This is a genomic window from Corynebacterium tuberculostearicum (assembly GCF_016894265.1).
Classification (GTDB): Bacteria; Actinomycetota; Actinomycetes; order Mycobacteriales; family Mycobacteriaceae; genus Corynebacterium; species Corynebacterium tuberculostearicum_D.
In genome coordinates, this window is the sequence record NZ_CP069791.1 from 1,798,359 (window position 1) to 1,825,252 (window position 26,894).

The window sequence follows — 26,894 nt, forward strand, 5'->3', positions numbered from 1 at the left end:
CACATTCCCTGCAAGAATACTAACGCACCACACTGTTACCCATGTCACCACTACCCCCATTGTGTTCAACAACGCAGTTGACAGGTTGGGAATGGGGGTCAATCTCCCACCCCCGCAGCGAGATATAAAAGAACCGCATGGCCAGCGACCATGCGGTTTTAAAGAGCGCCGAGAACTAGCGCAGCGGCTTCTGCGCCCATGTGCGGGCAGCTGCGGCACGCTCGCGGACAGTCTCGCGCTGCTCAGCCACGCGGACACCAGCGGTTCCGCCCTTGGTGGCACGAGAGGCCACTGCCCCGTCGATAGTGAGCACTTCACGCACGCTAGGCTTAAGCCGCTTGTCGACGCCCGCCAATTCCTCTTCGGTGAGCTCCACCAGGTCGACGCCTCGCTCCTCAGCGATGCGCACGCAGGCGCCGGACGCTTCGTGTGCCTCGCGGAAAGGAACGCCTTGGCGAACCATCCATTCGGCCAAGTCGGTAGCCAGCGTGAACCCGCGCGGGGCAAGTTCACGCATGCGGTCCTCGTGGAAAGTCAGCGTGGACACCAGCCCGGTCATTGCCGGCAGCAGCAGGTTAAGTTGCGCCACGGAATCCACGATGGGCTCCTTATCTTCCTGCAGGTCGCGGTTATAGGCCAGCGGCTGTGCCTTCAGCGTAGACAGGAGGCCAGTGAGGTTACCGATAAGGCGGCCGGACTTGCCGCGGGTAAGCTCCGGCACGTCCGGATTCTTCTTCTGCGGCATGATGGACGAGCCGGTCGACCATGCATCATCAAGGGTGACGTATCCGTATTCCGGCGTGCACCAATAGATAATTTCTTCCGAAAGTCGGGACATGTCGACGGCAATCTGGGCCAGCACGAATGCGGTTTCGGAGGCGAAGTCACGAGCCGCAGTGCCATCCAAGGAGTTCTCTGCGGCGGCATCGAAGCCGAGCTCTTCCGCAATGGCTTCCGGATCCAGTTGCAAGGAGGAGCCGGCTAGAGCGCCAGAGCCGTAGGGCGATACCGCCAAGCGCTTATCCAGGTCCTGCAGTCGCTCGATATCGCGCAGAAGTGGCTGCGCATGCCCCAAAAGTTCATGCGCCAACAGAACTGGCTGTGCCGCCTGCGAATGGGTTTTGCCCGGCATGATGGCGTCCGGATGGGCAGCGGCCTGATCGGCCAAGGCATCCACCAAGTCACTCACCTGAGCCGCGGTATCGCGAATGGCATCACGTACCCACATGCGAAACAGGGTTGCGACCTGGTCATTACGGGAACGGCCGGCGCGCAGGCGACCGCCTACCTCTGGGCCGACAATCTCGATGAGCCCGCGCTCCATCGCACCGTGGACGTCCTCGTCCGTTGGTGCTGGGCGGAACTCACCGGAGGCCACCTTCTCCCCTAGCTCGGTGAGGCCGGAGAGCATGGTGTCCAAGTCGACGTCGGAAAGCAAGCCCGCTTTGTGCAGCACCTTGGCATGCGCCTTGGAGGCTAGGACGTCATATGGTGCCAGCACCCAGTCAAAGTGAGTGGATACAGAGAGGGCAAACATCGCCTCAGACGGTCCGCCGGAAAAGCGGCCGCCCCATAGGGCACCCTCATTAGTCTTATGCGGTTCCATGTGCTCCTACTTCTGCGCGCTGGTGGGGAAGCCACCGTCGCGATCACGCTGGTTGGAGATCTGGGTGGACAGGCCGTGCAGCTGCACGAAGCCCTTAGCCGCGGTCTGGTCGAAGGTATCGCCAGTGTCATAAGTAGCCAGGTCGAAGGAATACAGCGACTGGCCGGAACGGCGTCCGGTGACCGTGGCGGTACCGGCATGCATGCTCAGGCGGATATCGCCGGTGACGTTCTCTTGGGACTCCTCAACGAAGGCATCCAGGGAACGCTTCAGCGGCGAGTGCCAGAGGCCGTCATAGACCTCCTCGGACCAGCGGGCATCGGTCAAGCGCTTGTAGCGGGCCAACTCACGCTCCACGGTGACATCCTCCAGCGCCTCGTGGGCCTGGATGAGGACCATGGCGCCCGGAGCCTCATAGACCTCACGGGACTTAATGCCCACCAAGCGGTCCTCCACCATATCCAGACGGCCAATGCCCTGCGCACCAGCGCGGCGGTTGACCTCTTCAATAATCTGCAGCGGGGACATCTTCTGGCCATCGACTGCCACCGGGATACCCTTCTCAAAGGAGATGATGATTTCATCCGGGGCATTACCCAGGCCCGGGTCCTCGGTATAGGCGTAGAGGTCCTTCGTTGGCGGGTTCCACAGATCCTCGAGGAATCCGGTCTCTACCGCGCGGCCCCACAGGTTCTGATCGATGGAAAATGGCGAGGAAGCGGACTGCTCAATCGGCAGGTTGATCTCTTCCGCGAAGGCAATGGCCTTATCGCGGGTCCAGGCATAATCGCGTGCAGGGGCGATAATTTCGAGGGAAGGATCCTGGGCGCGGAAGGAAACCTCGAAGCGTACTTGGTCATTGCCCTTGCCGGTGCAGCCGTGGGAGACGTGGGTGCCGCCGAATTCCTGCGCGGCCTTTACCAAGTGCTTGGTAATGAGGGGGCGGGAAATAGCCGATACCAGCGGGTACTGCTTCATGTACATGCCGTTTGCCTTGATGGTGGGAACGCAGTACTCCTCTGCAAACTCATCCTTGGCATCGATAACGATGGACTCTACGGCACCGCAGTCAAGTGCACGCTGGCGAACCGATTCCATATCTTCGCCACCCTGACCCAGATCCAGGGAAACGGCGACAACGTCACCACCGGTCATTTTTGCCAGGTATGGGATGGCAACGGAAGTATCAAGGCCACCAGAGTAGGCCAAGACTACGCGTGCGGACATGGTTAATCTCCTTGTTCTATTGGAAACAATTCATCTAAGTACATAATATACGATGGTGGTCAGGATTGCCACCACCGCCGTCTAAATATTCCGCGTGGTAAGTGTCACTGCCAGATCTTCCCCCGTGACACCCTCGCGCGCCAAGACGAAGATGGTGTCATCTCCGGCGATGCAACCGATGACATCGTGCAGCCCCACCCTGTCAATAAAGCTGGCAAGGTACTGGGCCGCACCGGCTGGAGTGCGCAGCATGGCTATATTGCCGGAAGAATCATGGGATACCACCAGCTCATCGAGCATGCGGCGCAGCTTTTCACGGGGGCCGCCCACTTGGTCTTCAAATTGCTCCAGTTCACCGCCGACCACGTAGTAGGAACGACCACCATCACGTTTTACCTTCTTCGCTCCCAACTCATCCAAGTCACGGGACAAGGTGGCCTGCGTGATGTCGATGCCGTCTGCGAGAAGAAGCTCGGATAGTTGCACCTGGCTGGTGACGCGATTGCGATCCAAAATCTCTAGGATCTTGGCCTGCCGAGCATTGCGGGTGGTCGGGGTGTTCATTACTTAGTTGATCTCCTTATTTATTTCGAGCAACCAGACAAGAAGCGCTTTCTGCGCATGCAGGCGGTTCTCCGCTTCATCAAAGACGAGCGACTGTGGCCCATCAATTACCTCAGCCGTGACCTCATTTCCACGGTACGCCGGCAAACAATGTAAGAATATTGCATCCTTATGCGCTTTGCTCATTATGGTCGAATCAACCTGATATGGCAGGAATGGCGTACGCCTATCGCGGCCATCATTGTCCTGCCCCATAGAGATCCACGTATCTGTAATGACTACGTCTGCGCCTGCAACTTCATCCACGTCATCAGTAATGGTGATGTTGCCCCGCTTGCGCGCGCGGTCGACGAATTCCTGGCGCGGCTGGAATCCCTCGGGCGCGATAATGGAGACGTCCATGCCGGCCGTGGCAAAACCAATCATGTAGGAGTTAGCCATATTATTATCGCCATCGCCCAAGTAGACGGCCTTTCTGCCTTTGAGGTCACCCAAATTCTCACGACAGGTCAACAGGTCAGCCAGAATCTGGCAGGGATGCAGGTCGTCGGAAAGCGCATTGACCAGAGGAACGGTAGTAGTCTCCACCATCTGGAGAAGGTTGTCATGGTCAAAGGTGCGCCACACGATTGCCTCCACGTACCGCGAAAGCACCGCGGCCGTGTCTTGGTAGGACTCCCCTTTGCCCATCTGAGTCGTAGAAGTATCGACGGTAATGCCCTTGCCGCCCATATTCGCTACTGCGGTTTCAAAGGAAAAGCGGGTACGCGTAGACGTTTTATCAAAGAGCACCGCCACGGTCTTTGGCCCCTCTAGTGGGCGCTCCGCAAAGGGATCCTTCTTGAGCTTTTCAGCTAGGTCCAAAATGGTTGCTTGTTCTTGTGGGCTGAGATCGTCGTCAGCCAGAAAGTGTCGCAGGCTCATGCCAGCTCCTCCATTATCGTCCGAAGTGTTGTCAGTGCTGTGTCTAGTTCGTTGTGGGAAATAACCAAGGGTGGGGTGAGGCGGAGTACATTCTCACTGGGCGCGTTGAGGATGAGCCCTTGTGCAAGTCCGTCGCGCACGGCCTGCTTAGCCACTGGTTCCGCTAAAACAATGTCGAGCATCAGGCCGCGGCCGCGTACGCGTTCTACAAGCGGCAATTTTTCAACCTCTTGCCGCAGATAGTCACCCTTATGAGTAACTTCCGCAAGAAATTCCGCATCCACGTATCCGGTGGCGCCTGCTATTGCTACTGAAATCGTCATAGGGGCGACTATAGCAATAAATACACTCGACCGTATGCTATTCATGTAAATTGGGGATATTCCCTGGTTAATGCAGCACCAGAAATGAAAAATTGCATGAAAAAAGGGGCGGTGAGGTAAATCTCACCGCCCCTTCCTAGGGCCTAGCTATGCGCGCATCTCTGCGCCCAAGCGCTGCTTAGCCAGCTCCGCTGCGGCCGTGCGGTGCTCGTTGACCTCCTCATCGGTCAACGTGCGATCCGCTGCGCGGAACAGCAGCTGGAAGGCCAAGGACTTCTTGCCCTCCCCCAATTGCTCGCCACGGAAAATGTCGAAGAGCTCGACGGACTCGATGAGTTCGCCCGCCCCCTCTTCCACGGTGGCGCGCACGCGCTCTGCTGGGACGTCTTCATCCACCACGAGCGCAATGTCCTGGTGCAACGCTGGGAAGGAGGACAGTACCGGCGCAGGGAACTTCTCTTCCAATGGCATAGCGGTAACGTCCAGCTCCATAGCGCAAGTACGCGCCGGCAAGTTCAGCGCTTCCAGAACCTGCGGGTGAAGCTCACCGGCATGGCCCAAGACCACATCGGTGCCAGCCACCTTCACGGCAGCACACCGGCCTGGGTGCCAGGGAAGAACGTGCGCGGCCTCCAGCTCGATATCCACACCGGCGGCGCGAGCGACCTGGCGGGCGGATTCGATGGCGTCGGCGTAGCTATATGCGCGACCCTCGCCCCACGGGCCCTCATGCTCAATATTGCCGGTGGCCACCGTTGCAACGTGCAGCGGCTGCTCAGGAAGGGTATCCAGAAGTTCGGAAACAACCTGCTCAGAAGGTCGCTGCTCCACGGAAGGCATAGGCGAGGCCTCGGCGCGCTTGAATGCCACCTGCTGCAGCCCATATAGGGCGAGGTCGCTGCGGCCACGCGCAACATTGCGGCCGATGGCCTCCAGCATGTTCGGAAGCAGCGTCGTGGACAATATGGGCTTGTCGGCCTCAAGCGGGTTCTGGACCTCTACGGTGCGGCGGCGAGCATCATCCTTGTCCAAGCCCCACACATCAAAGGTGTCGTTCGCCACGAACGGGGCCGGCAATACCTCTGCATAACCGGCATAGGCCAGTCCGTGACCAATTGCGCGGCGACGCTTCTGCGCTGGCGTTAAGCCGCGACCGCCTGCGGGAGTAGGCAGGACGGTAGGAATGTCTTCCAAGCCCTCAAGACGTAGGACCTCCTCAATGAGGTCAACATCCATGGAGATATCGGTGCGCCACGTAGCGGGCGTTACCTGCAGCATTTCACCCTCATCGGCAACAGTGCAGCCGACTTCCTCGAGGCGGGAAATAACAGTCTCACGGGAGTAGTCAACGCCGGCATACTCGCTAGCCTTTGCGGTGCGCAGGGCAATGGGCTCGCGCTTGGCGACGTCCCCGATAAGCGTCCGGCCTTCCTCAATGGTGCCACCCGCCAGCTGCTGCAAGAGCGCACAGGCGGTGTCCAGAGCGACCTCGACAATCGCAGGGTCCACGCCGCGCTCGAAGCGACGCGAGGATTCAGAAGACAGCTTATGGCGGCGGGAGGTGCGCGCCACGGTAATCGGATCCCAGATAGCGGATTCGAAGACCACATCAGTGGTCTCCGCCGAGATTTCGGAGGTAGTACCGCCCATGACACCGGCCAGCGACTGGATGCCGTTGTCATCGCAGATAACCACATCTTCTGCAGAAAGCTCCCGCTTTACGTGATCCAAGGTCTCAAACTTCTCGCCTTCGTCGGCATTGCGGACAACGAGATTTCCTTGGATAACGTTGGCGTCAAAGGCATGCATCGGGGCACCCAAAAGCAGCATCACGTAGTTAGTAATGTCCGTGGGCAGGTTTACGCTGCGCTGGCCGCAGAGCATGAGCTCGCGCTCTAGCCAGAACGGGGTGCGTGCCTGCGGGTCGATGCCGCTGACCTTGCGGAGGCCGAAACGCTGCGCCTTGGTCTCGGGGTTGAGAGTGACGTCGATAAGCGAGCCCTGCGCCGCTGGAACAGAAGAGGTATCAATGCCAGCAACGGACGGGTCTTCGGCAATATCGGCAAATTCTAGATCGAAAGCGGAGGCAATCTCACGGCTCAAACCACGCGCGGACAGGGCGTAGCCGCGATCCGGGGTGATGTTGACGTCAAAGTCGGTATCATGCAGCCCAATAACCGGGCGAGCATCCTCGCCTACCTTATCGGCGACGTCATCGCCCAAGACGATGATTCCGTTAGCCTGTGCGCCCAAACCGAGCTCAGCGCCGGAGCACAGCATGCCATTAGAGATGTGGTCGTAAGTCTCGCGCGCCGCAATCTTGAAGTCGCCAGGAAGCTCCGAGCCCGGAAGCGCCACAACGACATAGTCATTCAAACGGAAATTACGAGCACCGCAAATGATGCCCTGCAGCTCGCCCGTGCCATTAGCCTGGCCTACATTTACCTGGCAGTAGCGGATGGGCTTTTTGAACTGCGTAAGTTCCTCGATCTCTACCACCTGGCCGATGACCAGCGGACCGGTGCTCTCCGGAACGGCAGCGTAGCCCTCGGTTTCAAAACCGACGCGCACGAATCCGGAGTCCATATCGGCAGCGGAAACGTTCCAACCAGGGTTCTTAGCGCCCAGGATGCGGATGACCCAGTCTTGGGAAATAAGCATTAGTGTGTCTATCCTTTCTGGGTTTTAGGCCTGTACGCCAAACGGCACGGTGAAGCGGACATCGCCTTCGACCATGTCGCGCATATCGGTCAAGCCATTGCGGAACTGCAGCGTGCGCTCGAGGCCCATGCCGAAGGCAAAGCCCGTGTATTCCTCTGGGTCAACGCCTACGGCGCGCAGCACATTGGGGTTCACCATGCCGCAGCCGCCCCACTCGATCCAACCGGCGCCGCCCTTCTTATTGGGGAACCACACATCAACCTCGGCAGAGGGCTCGGTGAACGGGAAGTAATTCACGCGCATGCGCGTCGTGGTCTCCGGACCGAACAGGACCTTGGCCAAGTGCTCCAGGGTGCCGCGCAGGTGAGCCATGGTCAGGCCCTTATCCACGGCCAAACCTTCTACCTGGTGGAAAACCGGGGTGTGGGTGGCATCCAGCTCATCGGTGCGGAATACGCGGCCGGGGCAAGCGATATACAGCGGCACATCGCGCTCCAGCATCGTGCGCACCTGTACTGGGGAGGTGTGCGTGCGTAGCACCTGCTTAGAGCCCTCGCCGGAGACGTGGAACGTATCCTGCAGGGTACGTGCTGGGTGGTCCGGCTTAAAGTTCAAAGCGTCGAAGTTAAAGTACTCTGCCTCGACCTCGGGGCCATCCGCGATTTCCCAGCCCATGCCGACGAAAATATCCGCAATGCGCTCAGACAATGCGGTAATTGGGTGAAGAGCACCAGTCTGGGTGCGAGTGGTGGGAATGGTGACGTCAACGGTCTCTGCTCGCAACTGCTCCTCGCGAGCCTTTTGCTCCAAGACATCCTTAACCTGGGCAAAGCGCTTTTCCATCTTGCCGCGGGCCATGTTGACAGCCTTGCCAGCACTCTTGCGCTGTTCCTTGGGCAGCTGCCCCAATGACTGGCGAGCCTGCGGAATATAGCCGCCATCTCCTAGGTGCTCGCGGCGGGCTGCAGCCAGCTCATCGAGCGTTTCGGCTGCGTCGAAGGCTGCGATAGCCTTATCGGCCGCGGCCCCAAGAGCCTCTTCGGTCAATTCGATCTGCGGTGTATCGGACACGTACTTCGTACCTTCTTCTCGCGCGAAAACTAACGCGTGCAATCTTACTCTGTCCCGGCTAGCCCGACCGCCCCAGGGACCCCCTTTTCATTCGGGGTTCTACTTAGCTTCGCTCTTGGGCCTTTGCGGACTCATAAAGACAAATGCTGGCGGCTGTTGCCAGGTTGAGTGACTCCGCGCGGCCGCGCAGCGGAATACGCACCCGCATGTCAGCCTCTTCCAGCAATTCGCCGAGCCCATGCGCCTCGTTGCCAAAGAGCCACGCCGTTGGCTGAGACAAATCTGCCTCGGCTAGGTCTACCTCGCCATCGGCAGCCGTCGCCACGATCTGCATTCCCGACTTACGCAGCTGCCCCAAGACATCCTTAATATTGGGGTCTCGCGCTACCGGGACATGAAACAGCGAGCCAGCCGAAGCGCGCGCAACCTTGCAGCTGAGCGGGTCGACAGTCTCGCCCGCAAAAATTACTCCGTCTGCGCCCATGGCGTCGGAAGTTCTAATCAACGTGCCTGCATTGCCCGGCTCCGAAGTAAGCACGGGAACAGAAACCAAACTTGGCTTGCCGTTAAGGATTTTGCCCGCGGACCACAGGACCGGCTTGCACAGCGCGAAAAGCCCCGTGGTAGTGGCGGTATCAGATAAATGCTTAGCCGCTTTATCGGTGATGGGATGTACGTACACTCCCATGTATCCACAGGCGGTAATAATGTCACCGAAGCGTTCTGCGGCCTTTTCAGTGACGAAAACATCGACAGCAGCGCCAGTAGACACCGCGGCATCTACGGCGTTTTCTCCCTCAATCAGGAATTGCTTCGCCTTTTTCCGGTTAGCCGCACGGTGCAGCTTGGCTGCGTTAACAATGCGCGGGGTGCGTTCAGTAAAGGCAGAGTCAAAATCCAAATTCATGGCTCCTACCCTACCTACTAGTTGCCTAGCCCCAGACTCAGACCCAGCTGCGTATGCAAAACAAAAATCCTGTTGCCCGTGTGGCAACAGGATCACAATGTTGAGTGCTACTTAGCTAGTGGCACGCCGCGGGCGTCCTTATCGTAATCTCCGGCGCCGGCAATGATCATGATGAACTCAATGAAGACCCAGATTCCGAGGATGGCCCAAAACGCGAATCCGAGCAAGAACCAGAAAGTAGCCCAGCCCAGGATATTAAGCACCAGCTGCGCTACGCCGAAGGTCGTGCGGCCGGTATAGAAGTTATGCGCGCCGAAGGAGCCCAAGAAGAAGCACAGAAGCAAAGTCGCAATCCAAGACTTTTGCTGTCCCTGCGCCACATACTGCTGCTGCACCGGATAGGAACCCATATTCGGTTGTGGTGCATAGCCCTGGTTGTACTGCGGCTGGTAACCGGCCTGCTGGTTATAGGGGTTGTACTGCTGCCCCTGGTTGTTGTCATAGGACTGGCCAGAATACTCGCCATTTTCTGGTTGGTAGCTACCATTTGGGTTTGTCACAGGGAATCTGCTCCTTGGTCTCGGGGTCACTCGTGGTCTGGACTCAATGTAGCATGCGAGACCGAGCTCACTAGACAGATAGAGTGTAAAACGAACAAAGCCCGCTTCGCCCGGCACATAAGCCGGAGAAACGGGCGTTATATTCCTAGTGACTAGGCAGCCTTAGGAGCGTTGACGTCCTCAGGCAGAGCGGCCTTAGCAGCCTCGCACAGTGCGGAGAATGCCTCGAAGTCATTGACAGCAAGCTCAGCCAGGATCTTGCGGTCAACCTCGATCTCAGCCAGGCGCAGGCCGTGGATGAGGCGGTTGTAGGTGATGTCGTTCATGCGGGCAGCAGCGTTGATGCGCTGGATCCACAGCTTACGGAACTCAGACTTACGGGCGCGACGATCGCGGTAAGCATAAGTCATGGAGTGCAGCCACTGCTCCTTCGCCTTACGGTACAGGCGGGAACGCTGGCCGCGGTAGCCCTTAGCGGACTTCAAAATCGCGCGACGCTTCTTCTTTGCGTTAACTGAGCGCTTTACTCGTGCCACAGTGATACTTCCTTAATTCGAATTGTGATGGCGGATGTGGGTTGATTCGGCGCTATTATGCGCGGCCGAGCAGGCGCTTGACGCGCTTGGTGTCAGGCTGTGCGACTGCCTCGGTGCCCTTCAGACGACGGGTACGCTTGGACGGCTTGCCCTCCAGCAGGTGGCGGCGGCCAGCCTGCTCACGGCGCAGCTTGCCGGAACCGGTCACCTTGATACGCTTTGCGGTGCCCTTGTGGGTCTTCTGCTTCATGAGTATTAAGTCCTTAAATCCTACGTGGAATCTGGTCTACTTCTTGCCCTTGCGAACCGGACCCAAGACCATGGTCATATTGCGACCATCCTGCTTGGGGCGGGACTCAACAACGCCAACTTCAGCGACGTCATCGGCCAAACGCTCCAAGAGGCGGAAACCCAGCTCCGGACGCGATTGCTCACGACCACGGAACATGATGGTCACCTTGACCTTGGATCCCTTCTCGAGGAAGCGAACTACGTTACCCTTCTTGGTCTCATAATCGTGATCATCGATCTTCGGGCGGAACTTCTGTTCCTTAACCACGGTCTGCTGCTGGTTCTTACGGGCTTCGCGAGCCTTCTGAGCCTGCTCGTACTTGAACTTGCCGTAGTCCATGATCTTGGCCACTGGGGGCTTTGCCTTCGGGGCTACCTCAACCAAGTCAAGGTCAGCCTCGTATGCAAGCTTGCGAGCATCATCGGTACGGACGATGCCCACCTGTTCACCACCGGGGCCTACCAAACGGACCTCGGGTACTCGGATACGCTCATTGATGCGAGCTTCAGCGCTGATTGTGGTTCTCCTCGATTAGGGGGTGTATGAGTAAGTAGTTCACCTACCGGGACCACAAACGAATCAAACCCGGTCTGCCAAAGACAGCCGGGAGTTCTCACAGTGCCAAGCACGAGTGCTTGGTTACCTTTACCTTTATCCTACGAACGATGTTCGCGGCATCGGGTGGGAGAAGCTCCGCTTGTGACCCACGAACCTCGAAAAGGCGTCATGGGCGGTAGTGGCTTTGAGGATAGCAGCTTCTACCCTTTCCACCAAATCGCAACTCGCTTAGCTGTCCTTGCATTGAACAGCTGGTTCAATGTTGCCCTTCTCTACCCCTTTATCAACGATGTCCACTAACTCATGGGCGAGATACTTTACCGCTGGCTCGGCTTTGGCATAGTCCTCGCCATCGGTAACCACAGATAACGCGACGCCGACGCGCTTGCCAGCAACCTCATGAACGCCAAATTGGCGGTAGGTGTACTCATTGTCGTCCTCGTCCAAGCCCCAGCCGCTCTTGGCGCGGGTTCGCTTCTCTTTCGACAGACCAATCTTCTGCCAAGCCACAATGTCTTTGAGCACCTTGTGGACGTAGTCCGCCTCCTCAATGCAGGGCAATTCAGCACCGAAGACTGCTTGGTCTTTCAATGACCACGTGGAGTAGCCGAAGGCGGTGTCATGGATATCCGCGTGCGATCCATAGTCTTCGAGCAATTCCTCGACTGCCTTATCGGCGGAGCCTTCGCGCCATTGCACCTGGGACCACAAGGAGTAGGCGGCATCGTTATCGGATTCCTTGATTGCCAGGTCGACCAAACTCTTATCCGCGCCGTCTTTCAGCGCCGCGATGGCGATAGGGACCTTTACCGTGGACCAGACGGGACCCTTGCCCTTATCGCCCACAGCAATGGTGTCATCGCCGGCCGAAATAGCGACCCCAACCTTGGCGTGGTACTTCCTTGCGGTCTTGTCTACTGCACGGTCAAGCTGAGTGCGCACTGAGTCCGGGTCAGGTGCCGGAGAGCTAGTTGACGGCGCTGGGACGTTTTCAGTTTCAGGATCGCCGGAGCAGGCGCTCACAGTAAGCAGAGTGAGCGCTGCCAGCAGGCTAACGCCGAGGCGGTAACTATTCACAGTGTCCCTACTTCAACATGTCCTTTAGGTACCTTCCGGTATAGGAGCCTTCCACCTGCGCAACATCTTCCGGGGTGCCCTGCGCGACTACGGTGCCGCCGCCGGCGCCGCCTTCCGGCCCCATATCCACTATCCAGTCCGCAGCCTTGATGACATCGAGGTTGTGCTCAATGATGAGCACCGAATTACCCTTGTCAACGAGGCCTTGGATAACCAACATCAGCTTGCGGATGTCCTCAAAGTGCAGACCAGTGGTCGGCTCGTCCAAGATGTAGATGGTCCTACCGTTGGTGCGCTTTTGCAGTTCCGAAGCGAGCTTAACGCGTTGCGCCTCACCGCCCGACAGCGTGGTTGCGGCTTGGCCGAGGCGAACGTAGCCCAAGCCAACGTCGACAAGCGTGGCAAGGTAGCGGTGAATCGAGTTGATGGGTTCGAAGAAGTCCGCTGCCTCAGAAATCGGCATGTCGAGAACCTCAGCGATGTTCTTTCCCTTGTAGTGCACCTCCAGGGTCTCGCGGTTATAGCGAGCGCCCTCACACACCTCACACGGAACATACACGTCCGGCAGGAAGTTCATCTCGATCTTGATGGTGCCATCGCCTTGGCATGCCTCGCAGCGCCCACCCTTGACGTTGAAGGAGAAGCGGCCGGCCTTGTAGCCGCGAACCTTGGCCTCCTGGGTTTCGGCAAAAAGGTTACGGATCTTGTCAAAGACGCCCGTATAGGTAGCCGGGTTGGAGCGCGGGGTACGGCCAATCGGGCTCTGGTCTACCTGGACTAGCTTATCCAGGTGCTCCACGCCCTCGACGCGCTTGGCCCGGCCGGGGACCTGCCGGGCACGATTGAGCTTATTGGCCAAAGTCTTGGCCAAAATCTCATTGACCACGGTGGATTTACCCGAGCCGGAAACGCCGGTAATGCACGCCAGCACTCCCAGCGGGATTTCGACGTTTATGCCCTTGAGGTTATTCTCGCGTGCCCCCACGACTTTCAGGGTGCGGTCCTTGTCGATCTCGCGGCGGTGATCCGGGACGGCGAGCACCTTTTTGCCAGATAGATACTGGCCAGTCAGGGACTCCTCTACCTTTTCAATTCCCGCCGGTTCGCCTTGGTAGACCACCTCTCCACCGTACTCACCGGCGCGCGGGCCCACGTCGACAAGCCAATCGGACTCCCGAATGGTGTCTTCATCATGCTCGACCACAATGAGGGTATTGCCAATATCGCGCAAACGCTGCAGGGTCTTAATAAGGCGCTGGTTATCGCGTTGGTGCAAACCAATGGAAGGCTCATCGAGCACATAAAGTACGCCGGCCAAACCAGAACCAATCTGCGTGGCTAGGCGAATGCGCTGCGCCTCGCCGCCCGAAAGCGTGGACGCACCGCGGTCCAAGGTCAGGTAATTCAGACCGACGTCCAGAAGGAAGCGCAACCGAGCCTGGGTTTCCTTGAGTACCGCACCGGCAATGATTTCCTCGCGGTGGCCCAGAACCAAAGAGTCCAGGAATTCAGAGGCATCTTCAATCGAAAGCGCACACAGCCCCGCAATGGACTGCTCACCGTGAGTAGTAGAAGCCAAGCGGACAGCCAAGATCTCCGGCTTCAAGCGCGTGCCTTTACAGGTGCTGCACGGCACGCGGCGGGTGTACTGCAGCAGGCGATCCTTTTGGGACTGCGAATCGGTCGTTTCCAGCTTGCGGTGAATGAAGCCAGTCGCACCCTCAAACGGCGCGGTCCAATTGCGTTGGCGCCCATAGCGGTTCTTGTAGCGAACCTGCACCTCCTCGTCCGTGCCATAGATGAGCGCGTGGCGCTGCTCCTTGGTCAATTCGCTCACTGGCGTCCTAGGGTCAAAGCCCATTGCCTTGCCCAGCCCCTCCACTAGCTTGACAAAGTAGCGGGAGTTGGGAGAGGAGTGCCACGGCTGAATGGCATCAACCGCCGGGGCATCCGGATCCGGAATAAGCAGGTCAACATCGACTTCCAGCTTGGTACCCAAACCATCACACACTGGGCAAGACCCAAACGGGGCATTGAAGGAAAAGGCCCGGGGCTCATACTCCTCAATGGTCAACGTGTGGCCATTCGGGCAGGCAGCCTTTTCCGAATACGTGTGGGTGAGCTCTTCCCTATCCACGAACTCGATGGTGACCAGTCCATCGGCCAAGCGCAGGGCCGTTTCCACCGAATCCGTTAAGCGTTGCTTCTGCGAGGCCTTTACCTGCAAGCGGTCAACCACTACCTCAATATTGTGCTTGATCTGCTTCTTGAGCTTGGGAGGATCGCTGAGCTGATGGGTTTCTCCATCCACTCGCACGCGGGAATAACCCTGCGCCGAAAGATCCTGAAAAAGATCCACAAACTCGCCCTTGCGCTTGCGCACTACCGGTGCAAGTACCTGGAACTTTAGCTTTTCTTCTAGTTCAAGCACCGCATCCACGATCTGCTGTGGTGTTTGGCGCTCAATTACCGCATCGCACTTAGGGCAGTGCGGCGTACCAGCACGGGAAAAGAGCAAGCGCAGGTAGTCGTAGATCTCCGTGATCGTGCCCACCGTAGAGCGTGGATTATGGTTGGTGGATTTTTGATCAATGGACACTGCGGGTGACAGGCCATCAATAAATTCCACGTTGGGCTTGTCCATCTGCCCTAAGAACATGCGGGCATAAGAACTCAAGGATTCCACGTAGCGGCGCTGGCCTTCAGCGAAGATGGTGTCAAAGGCCAGCGAAGATTTACCGGAGCCGGATAGGCCGGTAAAAACAACCATTTTATCGCGGGGGATATCGATATCCACGCCCTTGAGGTTGTGCTCGCGGGCACCGCGCACCACCAAACGATCAGCCACTGTGCTCAGACCTCCAGTACTAGGGATTGCAATCTTCCCTCGAATGTACCCGTAGGCTAGGACACATGACTAACGAGCTTCAGCTACATCAAATTTCCGTCTCCGAGATGGACAATAACTGCTACCTCCTACAGGCGGGCGAAGAGGGCTTGCTTGTCGACGCCGCCGATGACGCCCCCGCAATCCTCGACATGGCCCGCAAGGCCGGAGTGAAAATCACCGCGGTGCTTACTACCCACCGCCACTGGGACCACGTGCGCGCACTCGAGGAGATTTTGTCCGAAACGGGCGCTACTCACTACGCCTCTTTCCTCGATTCCCCCGCCATCCCAGCTGAGGTAGACGTAGAGCTGCGCGAGGGCGATTCCATCGAGTTCGCGGGCCTTCAGCTGCCCATCATTATCTTGCGCGGCCACACCCCAGGCGGGGCGGCACTTGTTGCAAGCATCGATGGCGTCACCAACCTCTTCGTAGGCGATTCCCTCTTCCCCGGCGGTTTGGGCAAGACCACCTCTGAGGGCGACTTCGTACGCCTATATAAGGACGTCACCGCGCGCATCTTTGATGAGTTCCCCGACAATACGATCGTGCGCCCGGGACACGGCAAGTCCACGACCTTGGGCGAGGAGCGCCCCAAGCTTGGTGACTGGTGGGAACGCCGCTGGTGATCCAACGGCGAATTTCCGCGTACAATGGTCTAGCACACGATAGGTCTAGAACAACGAGCTAAGGAGCTTTAAGGGCTATGATTCGCAAGCTTGCCCGCCCCATGCTGGCATCCGTATTTGTATGGGAAGGCGTAGACAACCTGCGCAACGCGTCCGAGCATGTCAAGGAAACCGAGGGTTTCCTCAAGACCGTGCGCAAGGCCGTTCCTTCTGAGTACCAGGGCTACATCCCCAATGACCCAGAACTAGTTACCCGCGCCATTGGCGGCGCTAAGGTAGGCGCCGGCTCCACCTTGGCTCTGGGCAAGGCACCGCGCACTTCCGCTGCGGTTCTGGCCGCCGCTACCCTGCCTAACCTGATTGGCAAGAATAGCTTCTGGGCAGCAGACAACAAGGAAGACAAGGAATCTCGCCGCAACGGATTCGTTACCAACACCGCTTTGCTCGGCGCCTTGTTTATCGCTACCCAGGACACCGAGGGTAAGCCTGCCCTGCGTTGGCGCGCGCAGAAGGCCGGCAAGCGTACGAATAAGAAGATTCAGCAGGCGCTGCCTACTAAGTCTGAGTCCGAGCAGAAGCGCGAAGAACTCTCTGCCCGTGCTAACGAGCTGTCTTCCAAGGCCGGTGACTGGATCAACGAGACCTCTGCCAAGGCACAGGCTTATGTAGACGACAACAAGGATGACTGGCAGTCCACCGGCCGAGGTCTGCTGGATACTGCAAAGTCCTATGTTGACGATGCCAAGACCTACGTAGAGGACAACAAGGACGATTGGCAGGAGTCTGGCCGCGGCTTGCTGGGCAACGCCAAGTCCTTCATCGAGGACTCGGTCGACAACGCCAAGACGTACGTTGAAGACAATAAGGGTGACTGGCTCGAGACCGCACAGGCTAATCGCGACATCGCCCGTACCCGTGCTGTGAAGGCAGCTACCAAGGCTCAGGCACGTGCCGATAAGGCCGTCGCCAAGCTGGATGGCGCCAAGTCGAAGCGCGCAAACAAGAAGGCCTCCAAGCACGCTGACAAGCTGCAGCAGGAGGCAAATAAGAAGATTGAGGCAGCTATCAAGAAGCTGGAAAAGCGCTCTAAGTAGCCACATCTTCCTCGGCCGAGTATCTCGGCGATGACTCAACGGCCCAGCCTTATGCTGGGCCGTTGTTCTTTGTCACAGCAGGGTCTAAACTCATCTCTCCCCCTCGCCGGACAGCGTGCCCGGCACCTTCCACCCCATCAACGTCCAATCACCAAGGAGTCACGTGAACTCAGCATCCCAAAAGCACGCGGCGGCCGCAGGTTCCTCGGAGCGCGAAGCCATCGCTACGGAGCAAGATTATGTGGACGGCCTTTTCTCCCGCCTCGACGATGAGGTGGCTGCTGCAAATGAACGGCTCAATGAGGTGCAGGCGGACGTAGATCCCTCCACCCCGGACGCGGATGCCTTGGTACGCCGCGAAACGGAATACCACGGGCTCCAAGCCAAGCTGGATCGTCTCAATGTGGCACAGATGGGTTTGGTCTTTGGCCGCATCGACATCGATGCCCCAGGTGACAATCCCACCCCGGAAGGCCTAGACCGCCGCTACATCGGCCGCATGGGGCTCGATGCGCGTGAAGAGGACTATCGCACGCTACTGCTTGACTGGCGTGCCCCCATGGCACGGCCCTTCTATCTCGCTACTACCGCCCAGCCAGAAGGCGTGCACACCCGCCGCCAAATCCGCACCAAGGGGCGCACCGTCACTGGCATTCATGATGAAGTCCTTGCTGGCCCCGGCGTGCGTGAAGAAGAGGCCGGCGTAGCGAGCGAATCCGCTCTCTATCACGCCATGCAGCGAGCCCGCACGGGCCACATGGCTTCCATTGTGGAGACCATTCAGCGGGAGCAGGACGAGATTATCCGCGATAACACCCGCGGGGTGATGGTAGTAGAAGGCGGCCCCGGCACCGGTAAGACCGCAGTTGCGCTGCACCGCGTTGCCTATCTGCTCTATACCCACCGCGAGCTACTTTCTGCCACCGGCGTACTTATCGTCGGCCCCAATAGCAGCTTCTTGGACTATATTTCGCGCGTGCTCCCAGAACTGGGCGAGACCGGCGTGGTGCTCTCCACCATCGGCGGGCTCTTTCCTGGAATTGAGCCGGACCACGAAGAAGACCTCGTGGCTCGGGAAATCAAGGGCAGCGACGCCATGGTGGAAATCCTCTCCACTGCGGTCAAGGACTACCAGTTGCTTCCCGACGCCCCTCGCGAGCTGACCGTCGACGGCCTTACCTTAAGCGTCACACCACACATGGTGAAAAGCGCCCGCACACGTGCACGGCGCTCGCGCAAGCCGCACAATGAGGCGCGTGGTGCCTTCATCGAGCACCTCGTAGAGGACCTTGCCCAGCAAATGGCAGAAAAGGTCGGTGCCGATCCGCTTGGCGGAAAGAATCTCCTGTCGCGCGCCGATATCGATCAATTCCACGATGACCTTGCTGAGGACGCGGCCGTTACTGCCTTGATCGATGAGTTTTGGCCCGAACTACACCCCACCGATGTACTTGCTGCTCTAGTCTCCTCGCGCGAGCGCATCGCTTCTGCCGCGCACGGATATGACGAGGAAACCCAAGAAGCGCTCTACCGTGCAGAGGGGCGAGCATGGACGGATTCGGATGCGGCCTTGCTAGACGAGCTTGCCGTCCTCATCGGCCTACCCAACCCTGAAGAAAAGAAGGCAGCCGATGACGCCGCGTGGCGCGAGCAAGTGGCGGATGCGGAAGACGCATTGGATATCTTGTCTTCCTCCGAGTCCACAGATAACGACGATGACATGTTTGAAGCAGAAATCCTCTCTGCCCACGATGTCATCGACGCCGAAACCTTGGCGCACCGCCAGGAGGTACGCGATAAGCGCACCACTGCCCAACGCGCCCGCGAAGATCATACGTGGGCTTATGGTCACATCATCGTGGACGAAGCCCAGGAATTAACACCTATGGAGTGGCGAATGCTCTTCCGCCGCTGCCCTTCGCGGTGGATGACTTTGGTGGGTGATACCTCCCAGACTGGTTCCCCGGCAGGTGTTGATGACTGGGGCGAGGCCCTCGAGCCCTTCGTGGCTCAACGCTTCCGTCACCACTTCTTAACCGTCAACTATCGCACCCCGCAGCCCATTACGGAATTGGCCAATGGACTTTTGGAAATGATTAACCCTGACGCCATTCCGGCGACAGCCATCCGTGATGGGGTACAGGTGCGCCGGCTTGAGCAGGGCACCTACACCCCTGGAGTACACAGCGAAGAGGACGGCAGGCTCACAGCGGTTATTGACGCCGCCACGGCGGAGCGCTACAAGGGCCTCGAGTTTGACCACGTGGTCGTGCTCGATCCGCAGCGCATCGTGGATGCCTCCCCACAGGGATTGCAAAACCTCTATGTCTGCATCACTCGTGCTACTCAATCCCTCACGCTCGTTGGTGACTGCGGCGAAGTTCTTTAGGCTCCCGTAAGCTTTATGCCATGGCCTTATCTGACATCATGCGCAAAGCTGAAAGCTCACTTAACTCCATTACTTTGAAGCGCTCCAAACGGCGTGGATGGCAGCCCCTGATTGTGGGATATACAGGTTATGGCACCACCGATCAGGTGAGAATCTTCGGCCGCGTACTGATGCATGATCCTGATGAAGGCAAGAGGGATACGTGGGGTGAGCGCGGCTACCAGCAGTTTCTTACCATTCAAGTAGGACACCATGACGTTTCGGTGACTATTGGGGAAAAGACTGTCACCGGCACCACTGACCGCAACGGATACATTGACTTACTAATCCATGACCACGGATTAGAGCCCGGATGGCATACGGCAACAATCGAGGCCGCAAACGCGAATGCCGTGGAGGTCCAACTACTTATCGTTGATCCGGCGGCCAAGATCGGCATCGTTAGCGATATCGATGACACGGTGCTTGTCACGTGGCTGCCGCGCGCACTCACCGCGGCGTGGAATTCCTGGGCTAAGCGCCCTAGCAAGCGACAGCCGGTTCCCGGAATGGCCGAATTCTATGCTCAGCTACAGCAGCGCTTCCCCCAAGCCCCAGTGTTTTATCTTTCTACGGGCGCTTGGAATACCTTTGGCTCGCTCAAAAAATTCCTGTCTCACCATGGTTTCCCCACGGGTCCCATGCTGCTGACGGACTGGGGCCCAACGGAAACGGGACTTTTCCGCAGCGGTCAGGAGCACAAGCGTGTTCAGCTGCGCAATCTGCTCATTGCTTACCCGGATATGCAATGGATTCTCATTGGCGATGACGGACAGCATGATCCGCTCACCTACGGCGATGTGGCCAATGAGCATCCGGACCGGATCCACTCTGTGCTCATCCGCAATCTGAGCCCGCAAGAGCAGTTGCTCTCCCACGGCTCCCTGAGCCCTTTGGCTGATGCCAATGAGGAGGGCCACTTCTCTATCCCTTTGATTCAGGGCGCGAACGGCGACGCCATTGCCGCCGCATTCGACGCTGCACACCCTGCGGAGTAAGCTGCGCTTAACGACGAAACCCGCCTTGGCCTTCCAATAAGACCAAGGCGGGTTTTAATCACCGCAGTTAGCTGACGGTGTGAACGATCATTACATCGCAGTCAGACTGGCGAGCAACGTCTGCCGGCACGGAGCCCAGCAGGCGACCGGTCAGGGAGTTGATGCCGCGGTTGCCCACGATAAGCAGGTCAGCATCGTTATCGTTGACGATGGACATCAGGGCCTGCACTGGGGTGCCCGGGCGAACAGCGGTTTCTACCTTGGAAGCGCCGAACTTCTCAGCGTGTGCCTTAGCATCCTTGAGGTTTGCCTCCGCCTTCTCATCGCCCAAAATGGTTACGGAATCCTGGCGCAGGGTCTTGGAAGCCTGCTCCTGGTTTTCGTAGTAAGCACAACCGATAATCAGATTGGAATCGAATGCGGCAGCAATCTTAGCAGCTCGCTCTACAGCGAGGAGAGAAGACTTAGAACCGTCAGTACCGACAACGATCGTGTTGTAGTCGCTCATGATGACCTTTCTTTGTGGGTGTGTACCCGGAGTGTTTATTTAGCCTACAGAGGCATTACTGCCAGTGTAACAACGAAAAATGATTAACGTTTCTCGCTGGTATTAACTACGACGACGTCTACCTTTGACTTGTGGGTCAGTTCCGTTGGGACAGAACCGAAGACTCGACCACGAACGGAATTCACGCCGCGGTTTCCCACCACGAACAGGTCCACGTCATAGTCCTGGCCTACTTCCAACAAGGCTTTTACTGGGTCTCCAGATTTCCCTACAATTTCAATGTGTTCCGCACCCTCTGACTCGGCGATACGGGTGGCATTGGTCAGGTAGGTACCGGCCATGTCCTCACTTACAACGGGCAGACCGGCTTCGTCGCCCCTCGGAGCACCAAGCATGGATCCAGCGTGGTTATAAAAAGCTGAGATGATGATCAGCTTAGCGTCGTACGCCCGTGCCATGGACGCCGCAGCGCGGACCGCGCGCAGGGAGGTTTCAGAGCCATCGGTGCCGACGGCAATGTTTTTATAGGTAAGCATTATTCTCCTCGCAGTTGAACTACTTCACAGTGACAACTAAACGGCGCTTCTGGCACTTATCCAGTATAACTAGCGCAGCCCTTTAGAAAAGTACCCGCGGAGCCAATCATCACTTTCAGGGGGAGAAAACTAGATTCCCGCTTCCTTCAATCCACGCAATTCCTTCTTTAGATCAGCAATCTCATCGCGCAGGCGTCCAGCCAATTCGAACTTGAGCTCGCGCGCGGCGGCACCCATTTGGGCCGAGAGGTCGTCGATAAGCGCCTGCACCTCATCGGTAGCCATGCTGGAAATATCCCGCTTCTCCACCACTGCAGAGGGGTCAGAGTTGGACTCTTCTTCCCCACCGTCTTCATAGACCTGGTCAAGGATATCGGCAATCTTCTTCCGCAAAGGCTGCGGGTCAATGCCATGTTCCTTGTTATAGGCTATCTGCTTTTCGCGGCGTCGCTCCGTCTCCTCGATTGCCTCCTGCATCGAATCGGTGATTTTATCGGCATACATAATCACCTCGCCAGAGACGTTACGGGCAGCACGGCCAATGGTCTGGATGAGCGAGGTGGTAGAGCGCAAGAAACCTTCCTTGTCTGCATCCAAGATGGCAACGAGCGATACCTCGGGGAGGTCAAGGCCCTCACGCAGAAGGTTAATGCCCACCAGCACATCAAACTCGCCTAGACGCAATTGCCGCAAGAGCTCGACGCGCTGCAAAGTGTCGATATCCGAGTGCAAGTAGCGCACCTTAATCCCCTGCTCCAGCAGGTAATCGGTGAGGTCTTCTGCCATACGCTTGGTCAGCGTGGTCACCAGTACACGCTCTTGCTGCGAAATGCGGGTGCGTACCTCATCAATAAGGTCATCAATCTGGCCCTTAGTGGGTTTGACGTTAACCTTCGGATCCACCAGACCAGTCGGGCGAATCACCTGCTCCACGTACTCACCGTCCGAGGACGTAAGTTCAAAGTCACCTGGGGTGGCAGACATATAGACGGTTTGTCCCACACGCTGTTCAAACTCATCAAAGGTCAGCGGGCGGTTATCCACTGCGGAGGGCAGCCGGAAACCGAACTCCACCAGGTTGCGCTTGCGGGACATATCTCCCTCGAACATGCCGCCGATCTGTGGAACCGTGACGTGAGACTCGTCAATAATGGTGAGAAAATCCTCGGGGAAGTAATCCAGCAGCGTTGCCGGCGCGGAGCCGGCCGGACGGCCATCGACGTGGCGGGAGTAGTTCTCGATGCCGGAGCAAAAACCTACCTGCTCGATCATTTCTAGATCGTATTCGGTGCGCATGCGAAGTCGTTGTGCCTCAAGCAGTTTGCCGCGGTTTTCTAGGTCTTCGAGGCGCTCGGCCAATTCCTCTTTGATGGCGGCTACGGCCTTTTCCATGCGTTCGGGTCCTGCCACGTAGTGGGTCGCGGGGAAGATACGCACCTCGTCTACTTCCTCGATGACATCGCCAGTGACGGGGTGAATGTAGTAGAGAGAATCAATATCATCACCGAAGAATTCAATGCGCACTGCGCGTTCCTCATAAGCCGGAATGATATCGACCGTGTCGCCCTTGGCACGGAATGTACCGCGGGTAAATCCCACGTCGTTGCGTTCGTATTGGATATCCACCAACAAACGCAGGAATCGGTCTCGGTCCAACTCCTCGTCCACGGAAATAATGACTGAGCGATCCAAATAGGACTGCGGGGTACCCAAGCCATAAATGCACGACACGGAGGACACAACCACCACGTCTCGGCGGGACAGCAGGGCCGAAGTAGCCGAGTGGCGCAGGCGCTCTACGTCCTCGTTGATGGACGAGTCCTTTTCAATATAGGTATCCGTCTGCGCAATATAAGCCTCTGGCTGGTAGTAGTCATAATAAGAAACGAAGTACTCCACCGCGTTATGCGGCAAGAGTTGACGTAGCTCGTTCGCTAGCTGCGCTGCCAGAGTCTTATTTGGTGCCATTACCAGCGTGGGCCGTTGCTGTTTTTCGATCAACCACGCAGCGGTGGCGGACTTACCTGTACCGGTAGCACCCATGAGTACGACATCGCGCTCGTCGCGGTTGAGGCGTTCATTGAGCTCTGCAATAGCAGCGGGCTGGTCGCCGGCCGGCTCGTATTCAGAGACAACCTGAAACTCACCTGGGGTGCGCTCGACCTCGCTGACGACGCGGTGCTCGGAATTTGGAATAAGAGGATGTTCAGCAGCAAAAGCCATGCCCACTACTCTACTGCTTATATGGCGCGGCTAGCTATGTTCACGGCAAGGAGTCCTGCGCGGTGCGCAGCCACTCTTCCAGCTCGCCGGTGGTCTCCCACAGCGCATAAACAGAAGACGTCTCTGGTCGCATCGCACTATTAATGCGGCGGCGCAGCCACGCTTTAGACTGCGGCGTATACAGGGGCGCAAGAGCCTCGCGGTGGATTCCTTCCGGCAGCGCATCAGCTTTCAGCTTCAACAAGGCGCCCAGTGCGATCATGGTTTCTGCGTCATCGGAGTCCATGGGCTCTTCGGCACATGACTTCTGAAAGGCTTTGAGATCGAAAGAGCCATCACGCAAGCTAGCGAGCAGTTCTCGCGCTGCGTGATTATCAAAAGGCCCAGTATCCCACGTTCCCACGGCGAGTAGCTTAAGACGCGAAAGTTAACGCAACTTCGAAACTGCGTAAACTCTAACCACCCAACGGTTAAAGTTTGGGTGACCCCGCGTCTATGACTCCGCTTCTATACGGTTCATGACCTCGGCCGCTCGCGCACGCAGCTGCTCCAGCGTTCCGTTGTTGTCAATGACGTGCGTGGCTGCGGCTAGTCTCACCTCATCAGGTACCTGCGCTGCTATGCGACGGCGCGCATCGTCCTCTTCCAACCCGCGTGAAGCAACGAGGCGACGGACGCGCTCTTCAACGGCCACGTCGACCACGATGACGTAGTCCATGTCTTTGTCTAAGCCGTTATCCACCAATAGCGGCATATCGTAAACGGCAAAGTCATAGCCTTCTTCACGTGCCTCCTCGAATTGGCGCTGCGTTTCCGCTTGGATGCGTGGATGGGTAATGGAGTTCAACAACTCGGTATGTTCCTTATCCACAAAGGCTCGCTGAGCTAATTCTTTGCGGTTGAGGCTGCCGTCCGACAAGAGGATATCTTCTCCGAATGCTGCCGCCAGCTCCGCCAACGCAGACCGCCCGGGCTTGACGACGTCGCGGGCAATGCCATCGGCGTCAACCACACGCCACCCTCGTTCGCGGCAGAGCGTTGCAACTGTTGACTTGCCACTGCCAATCCCGCCTGTAAGGCCAATGAGTTTCATGGCAGCCACCCTACGCGAAAAGGAACCCCGCCATACGCGATGGTGCGGGGTTCCTCTGTCGCTATAGGTGTCAGCGTTTCTTTATTCCGCTGCTTCCTCCGGCTTCGGGGGAATGCGGAGCAAGTCATCACTCGGGGTAACCGGGCCGGCTTCACCGGAGACCGCGCCGAACTTGGTGGCGTTAGTGACCACAACCGGAGTAATCAGGTTATAGCCCTTGGAACGGATGAATTCTGGGTCAAAGCTAATCAATTTATCGCCCGCGGAAATGCGTTGCTTCTTTTCCACGTGCACGTCGAAGCCTTCGCCGCCCAGTTCCACGGTATCGAGGCCTACGTGAATGAGCAGTTGCACGCCATTGTCGAGGCTAAGGCCTACCGCATGGCCGGACTTTTGAACGGTGAGCACCTTGCCGTCGGCAGGCGCATAGACGGTAGTGCCAGTTGGCTGGACTGCCATACCAGGCCCCAGCTTTGCCCCAGCAAAGATAGGATCTGGGACTTCCGAAAGGTCAACTGCCTCGCCCTCCAGAGGGGAATCCAACACGATGTCCTCCTTGCCAGCCTGCTTGGCGGCAACACCAGTAGCAGCAGTGCCCGCAGCGCTGGCAGCAACGGCGCCACCCGCATTCGAGGACACGCCCTTTTCGGTCTTAGTGGACTTGAAATCCGAACGAGCAGCTACGTCATCCACGGATTCGCCCTGTTCGCGGGCGATGCGCTCCAAGTCTGCCTGCTTTTCTTCCGCCGTGCGGTAGCCAAAGAACAGGGTCAGGAAGAAAGAGGTAAGGAATGCAGCCGTGATACCAAGAACGTAGCCCAGCTGCGGCGTCATAGCGCCAGTGGTCAGTGCAGAGGTAAAGACAAAGGCCTCAGCGCGGACATCGAAGATACCGATGATTGCGCCGCCTACCGCACAACCTGGCAGCAACCGGTAGTAGCTGCGGCGGAAGCGCAACAAGATGCCATAGAGGGAAGGCTCAGACACGCCGCCGAGGATGCCCGCTGCGAAGGCACCAATAGAAACCTGGCGCATGGCATTGTTCTTTTCCCTGAAGGAGATAACCATGACTGCGCCAACGACGCCGAAGCAGGCGAAGTTCCATGCGCCCATCGGGCCTTGGATGAAGTCGTAGCCGTAGGTTGCGATGTTCTGAATCATGATGACATTCAGCGGCCAGTGCAGGCCCATCGGAACGAGGAATGGGTACAGCAGCGGAATGACGATAGCCAGGATGAACGGCGAGAAATCATTGATTTGGTACAGGACCCAGGAAATGCCATTGCCCACGCCAATGCCGAACGGGCCGAGCAGGAAGGCTGTTGCCGGAATCATAATGAGCAGGGAGAAGAACGGCACGAAGACCATATGAACTGCACTCGGGATGATCTTCTTTAGTCCCTTTTCCACCCAGTACAGGCCGATTGCAGCCAAAATGGGCGGGAATACCTGGGAGCCGTAGGAATTGATGACCAGCGGCAGGCCAAATACGTTGACGGTATCGCCTTGCCCACCCAGCGACATAAATTCGGGGGTCAAAAGTGCCGCGGGAATAGCTGCGGAGACCCACATATTCGCGCCCAGCTTCTGCGCCGCGGTCGCACCGACCATTACGGGCAAGAAATAGAAGACCGACTGGAACATGGCATGAGCCAGCCGGAAGCCCTCTGGTTGCTCCTCCAGCGGTGCCCGGAAATCCTGGATGTGTGCTGTGTCCGCCAGGATGAGCAGCATGATGATGAGCGAGGCGCCCAGCAATGCCCATAGGACGGGGCGGAAAGTATCAGAGAGGAACTCGAAGCAGTAATCTACCCAGTCATACTTACCGCGAACACCGTCATACTCCTTCTTGGAGGACGCCTCTTTGTCGCTGGAAGCATGCACACCGGGCTGCTTAATGATCTCGTTGTAGTAGTCTGCAACGCCGCCGCCCATGACTACCTGGTAGCCGTGAGCACCGTGGGGCACGGTACCAAGCACCGCTGGGTCGCTATCGAGCTTTTCTTGGTCAACTTTCCCCGCATCGGCAAGTTGGAAGCGCAGGCGCGTTGCGCAGTGCGTCAGCGACGTGATGTTGTCGGCGCCGCCGATACTTTCAACGATGCGGGTGGAAGTGTCCTTGATAGATGCCACTTCTTACTCCTCAGTTCAAATACCACTTATAACCAGTACTGCACTGGCTATAACGTCAG

General features: G+C 57.8%; 24 protein-coding genes. 4 read left to right on the forward strand and 20 right to left on the reverse strand.

Going from position 1 to position 26,894, the window contains the following annotated elements; translation table 11 throughout:
• Positions 1-175 precede the first annotated feature (175 nt).
• From argH to uvrA, 14 genes are all read right to left on the reverse strand, one after another.
• A complete protein-coding gene (gene argH / locus I6J28_RS08610; RefSeq protein WP_204609191.1) occupies positions 176-1,606 on the reverse strand; it encodes an argininosuccinate lyase in 1,431 nt (476 codons plus the stop codon).
• Between the two features lie 6 nt (positions 1,607-1,612).
• Entirely contained in the window at positions 1,613-2,833 is a 1,221-nt protein-coding gene (locus tag I6J28_RS08615; protein ID WP_150850449.1) for an argininosuccinate synthase, read from the reverse strand.
• Between the two features lie 81 nt (positions 2,834-2,914).
• Entirely contained in the window at positions 2,915-3,397 is a 483-nt protein-coding gene (locus tag I6J28_RS08620) for an arginine repressor (protein ID WP_204609194.1), read from the reverse strand.
• Positions 3,398-3,400: 3 nt separating this feature from the next.
• Positions 3,401-4,321: an ornithine carbamoyltransferase gene (argF, locus tag I6J28_RS08625; RefSeq protein ID WP_204609197.1), complete on the reverse strand. Its 921-nt coding sequence runs from the start codon at positions 4,319-4,321 to the stop codon at positions 3,401-3,403.
• Positions 4,318-4,644 (reverse strand): aminotransferase class III-fold pyridoxal phosphate-dependent enzyme, encoded by a 327-nt coding sequence (locus I6J28_RS08630; RefSeq protein WP_239454585.1) that lies wholly within the window; start codon positions 4,642-4,644, stop codon positions 4,318-4,320. Before I6J28_RS08630 ends, argF begins: the two co-directional genes overlap by 4 nt.
• 147 nt (positions 4,645-4,791) lie before the next feature.
• Positions 4,792-7,305, reverse strand: a complete 2,514-nt coding sequence (gene pheT, locus I6J28_RS08635; protein ID WP_204609201.1) for a phenylalanine--tRNA ligase subunit beta — start codon at positions 7,303-7,305, stop codon at positions 4,792-4,794.
• Between the two features lie 24 nt (positions 7,306-7,329).
• A complete protein-coding gene (pheS, locus tag I6J28_RS08640) occupies positions 7,330-8,376 on the reverse strand; it encodes a phenylalanine--tRNA ligase subunit alpha (RefSeq protein ID WP_204609203.1) in 1,047 nt (348 codons plus the stop codon).
• A gap of 103 nt (positions 8,377-8,479) precedes the next feature.
• Positions 8,480-9,283 carry a TrmH family RNA methyltransferase gene (locus I6J28_RS08645; RefSeq protein WP_204609205.1) on the reverse strand — a complete coding sequence of 268 codons (804 nt, stop codon included), beginning with the start codon at positions 9,281-9,283 and terminating at the stop codon, positions 8,480-8,482.
• 107 nt (positions 9,284-9,390) lie between these two features.
• The gene (locus I6J28_RS08650; protein ID WP_204609207.1) at positions 9,391-9,843 is read right to left on the reverse strand and encodes a TM2 domain-containing protein; all 453 of its coding nucleotides are present in this window, start codon (positions 9,841-9,843) and stop codon (positions 9,391-9,393) included.
• 152 nt (positions 9,844-9,995) lie between these two features.
• Positions 9,996-10,379, reverse strand: coding sequence for a 50S ribosomal protein L20 (gene rplT / locus I6J28_RS08655; protein WP_005323264.1), 384 nt, complete (start codon positions 10,377-10,379; stop codon positions 9,996-9,998).
• 55 nt (positions 10,380-10,434) lie between these two features.
• Complete coding sequence (rpmI, locus tag I6J28_RS08660) at positions 10,435-10,629, reverse strand: 50S ribosomal protein L35 (protein WP_005323265.1); 195 nt, start codon at positions 10,627-10,629, stop codon at positions 10,435-10,437.
• Positions 10,630-10,665: 36 nt separating this feature from the next.
• Positions 10,666-11,187, reverse strand: a complete 522-nt coding sequence (gene infC, locus I6J28_RS08665; RefSeq protein WP_080970442.1) for a translation initiation factor IF-3 — start codon at positions 11,185-11,187, stop codon at positions 10,666-10,668.
• Between the two features lie 270 nt (positions 11,188-11,457).
• The gene (locus I6J28_RS08670) at positions 11,458-12,306 is read right to left on the reverse strand and encodes a hypothetical protein (RefSeq protein WP_204609209.1); all 849 of its coding nucleotides are present in this window, start codon (positions 12,304-12,306) and stop codon (positions 11,458-11,460) included.
• 7 nt (positions 12,307-12,313) lie between these two features.
• Positions 12,314-15,154 carry an excinuclease ABC subunit UvrA gene (gene uvrA, locus I6J28_RS08675; protein ID WP_204609212.1) on the reverse strand — a complete coding sequence of 947 codons (2,841 nt, stop codon included), beginning with the start codon at positions 15,152-15,154 and terminating at the stop codon, positions 12,314-12,316.
• A 65-nt stretch (positions 15,155-15,219) separates the two neighbouring features.
• On the opposite strand from uvrA, the gene I6J28_RS08680 reads away from it, so the two are divergent.
• The 4 genes from I6J28_RS08680 (at position 15,220) to I6J28_RS08695 (ending at position 20,342) form a co-directional block, all read left to right on the forward strand.
• Positions 15,220-15,822: an MBL fold metallo-hydrolase gene (locus I6J28_RS08680; protein WP_204609214.1), complete on the forward strand. Its 603-nt coding sequence runs from the start codon at positions 15,220-15,222 to the stop codon at positions 15,820-15,822.
• Positions 15,823-15,899: 77 nt separating this feature from the next.
• Positions 15,900-16,916: a DoxX family protein gene (locus I6J28_RS08685; protein WP_204609216.1), complete on the forward strand. Its 1,017-nt coding sequence runs from the start codon at positions 15,900-15,902 to the stop codon at positions 16,914-16,916.
• 163 nt (positions 16,917-17,079) lie between these two features.
• Complete coding sequence (locus I6J28_RS08690; protein ID WP_204609218.1) at positions 17,080-19,305, forward strand: HelD family protein; 2,226 nt, start codon at positions 17,080-17,082, stop codon at positions 19,303-19,305.
• 20 nt (positions 19,306-19,325) lie between these two features.
• Positions 19,326-20,342, forward strand: coding sequence for an App1 family protein (locus I6J28_RS08695; protein WP_204609220.1), 1,017 nt, complete (start codon positions 19,326-19,328; stop codon positions 20,340-20,342).
• Between the two features lie 67 nt (positions 20,343-20,409).
• Here I6J28_RS08695 and I6J28_RS08700 read toward each other — a convergent pair whose 3' ends face one another.
• From I6J28_RS08700 to I6J28_RS08725, 6 genes are all read right to left on the reverse strand, one after another.
• Entirely contained in the window at positions 20,410-20,850 is a 441-nt protein-coding gene (locus I6J28_RS08700; RefSeq protein ID WP_204609222.1) for a universal stress protein, read from the reverse strand.
• An 83-nt stretch (positions 20,851-20,933) separates the two neighbouring features.
• Positions 20,934-21,386, reverse strand: coding sequence for a universal stress protein (locus I6J28_RS08705; protein ID WP_005323274.1), 453 nt, complete (start codon positions 21,384-21,386; stop codon positions 20,934-20,936).
• Between the two features lie 129 nt (positions 21,387-21,515).
• A complete protein-coding gene (gene uvrB / locus I6J28_RS08710; protein WP_204609225.1) occupies positions 21,516-23,609 on the reverse strand; it encodes an excinuclease ABC subunit UvrB in 2,094 nt (697 codons plus the stop codon).
• A 40-nt stretch (positions 23,610-23,649) separates the two neighbouring features.
• Positions 23,650-24,012, reverse strand: a complete 363-nt coding sequence (locus tag I6J28_RS08715; RefSeq protein ID WP_204609227.1) for a DUF4259 domain-containing protein — start codon at positions 24,010-24,012, stop codon at positions 23,650-23,652.
• 90 nt (positions 24,013-24,102) lie between these two features.
• A complete protein-coding gene (gene coaE / locus I6J28_RS08720; RefSeq protein WP_204609229.1) occupies positions 24,103-24,702 on the reverse strand; it encodes a dephospho-CoA kinase in 600 nt (199 codons plus the stop codon).
• Positions 24,703-24,783: 81 nt separating this feature from the next.
• A complete protein-coding gene (locus I6J28_RS08725) occupies positions 24,784-26,835 on the reverse strand; it encodes a glucose PTS transporter subunit IIA (RefSeq protein ID WP_204609231.1) in 2,052 nt (683 codons plus the stop codon).
• Positions 26,836-26,894 lie beyond the last annotated feature (59 nt).

Bases quoted from the DNA above. Each gene is read 5' to 3' on its own strand.
- I6J28_RS08615 (WP_150850449.1), bottom strand. From the start codon at position 2,833: ATGTCCGCACGCGTAGTCTTGGCCTACTCTGGTGGCCTTGATACTTCC.
- argF (WP_204609197.1), bottom strand. From the start codon at position 4,321: ATGAGCCTGCGACACTTTCTGGCTGACGACGATCTCAGCCCACAAGAA.
- coaE (WP_204609229.1), bottom strand. From the start codon at position 24,702: ATGAAACTCATTGGCCTTACAGGCGGGATTGGCAGTGGCAAGTCAACA.
- I6J28_RS08700 (WP_204609222.1), bottom strand. From the start codon at position 20,850: ATGAGCGACTACAACACGATCGTTGTCGGTACTGACGGTTCTAAGTCT.
- pheT (WP_204609201.1), bottom strand. From the start codon at position 7,305: ATGCTTATTTCCCAAGACTGGGTCATCCGCATCCTGGGCGCTAAGAAC.
- uvrB (WP_204609225.1), bottom strand. From the start codon at position 23,609: ATGGCTTTTGCTGCTGAACATCCTCTTATTCCAAATTCCGAGCACCGC.
- I6J28_RS08680 (WP_204609214.1), top strand. From the start codon at position 15,220: ATGACTAACGAGCTTCAGCTACATCAAATTTCCGTCTCCGAGATGGAC.
- argH (WP_204609191.1), bottom strand. From the start codon at position 1,606: ATGGAACCGCATAAGACTAATGAGGGTGCCCTATGGGGCGGCCGCTTT.
- I6J28_RS08685 (WP_204609216.1), top strand. From the start codon at position 15,900: ATGATTCGCAAGCTTGCCCGCCCCATGCTGGCATCCGTATTTGTATGG.
- I6J28_RS08695 (WP_204609220.1), top strand. From the start codon at position 19,326: ATGGCCTTATCTGACATCATGCGCAAAGCTGAAAGCTCACTTAACTCC.
- rpmI (WP_005323265.1), bottom strand. From the start codon at position 10,629: ATGAAGCAGAAGACCCACAAGGGCACCGCAAAGCGTATCAAGGTGACC.
- I6J28_RS08705 (WP_005323274.1), bottom strand. From the start codon at position 21,386: ATGCTTACCTATAAAAACATTGCCGTCGGCACCGATGGCTCTGAAACC.
- I6J28_RS08630 (WP_239454585.1), bottom strand. From the start codon at position 4,644: ATGACGATTTCAGTAGCAATAGCAGGCGCCACCGGATACGTGGATGCG.
- I6J28_RS08620 (WP_204609194.1), bottom strand. From the start codon at position 3,397: ATGAACACCCCGACCACCCGCAATGCTCGGCAGGCCAAGATCCTAGAG.
- I6J28_RS08645 (WP_204609205.1), bottom strand. From the start codon at position 9,283: ATGAATTTGGATTTTGACTCTGCCTTTACTGAACGCACCCCGCGCATT.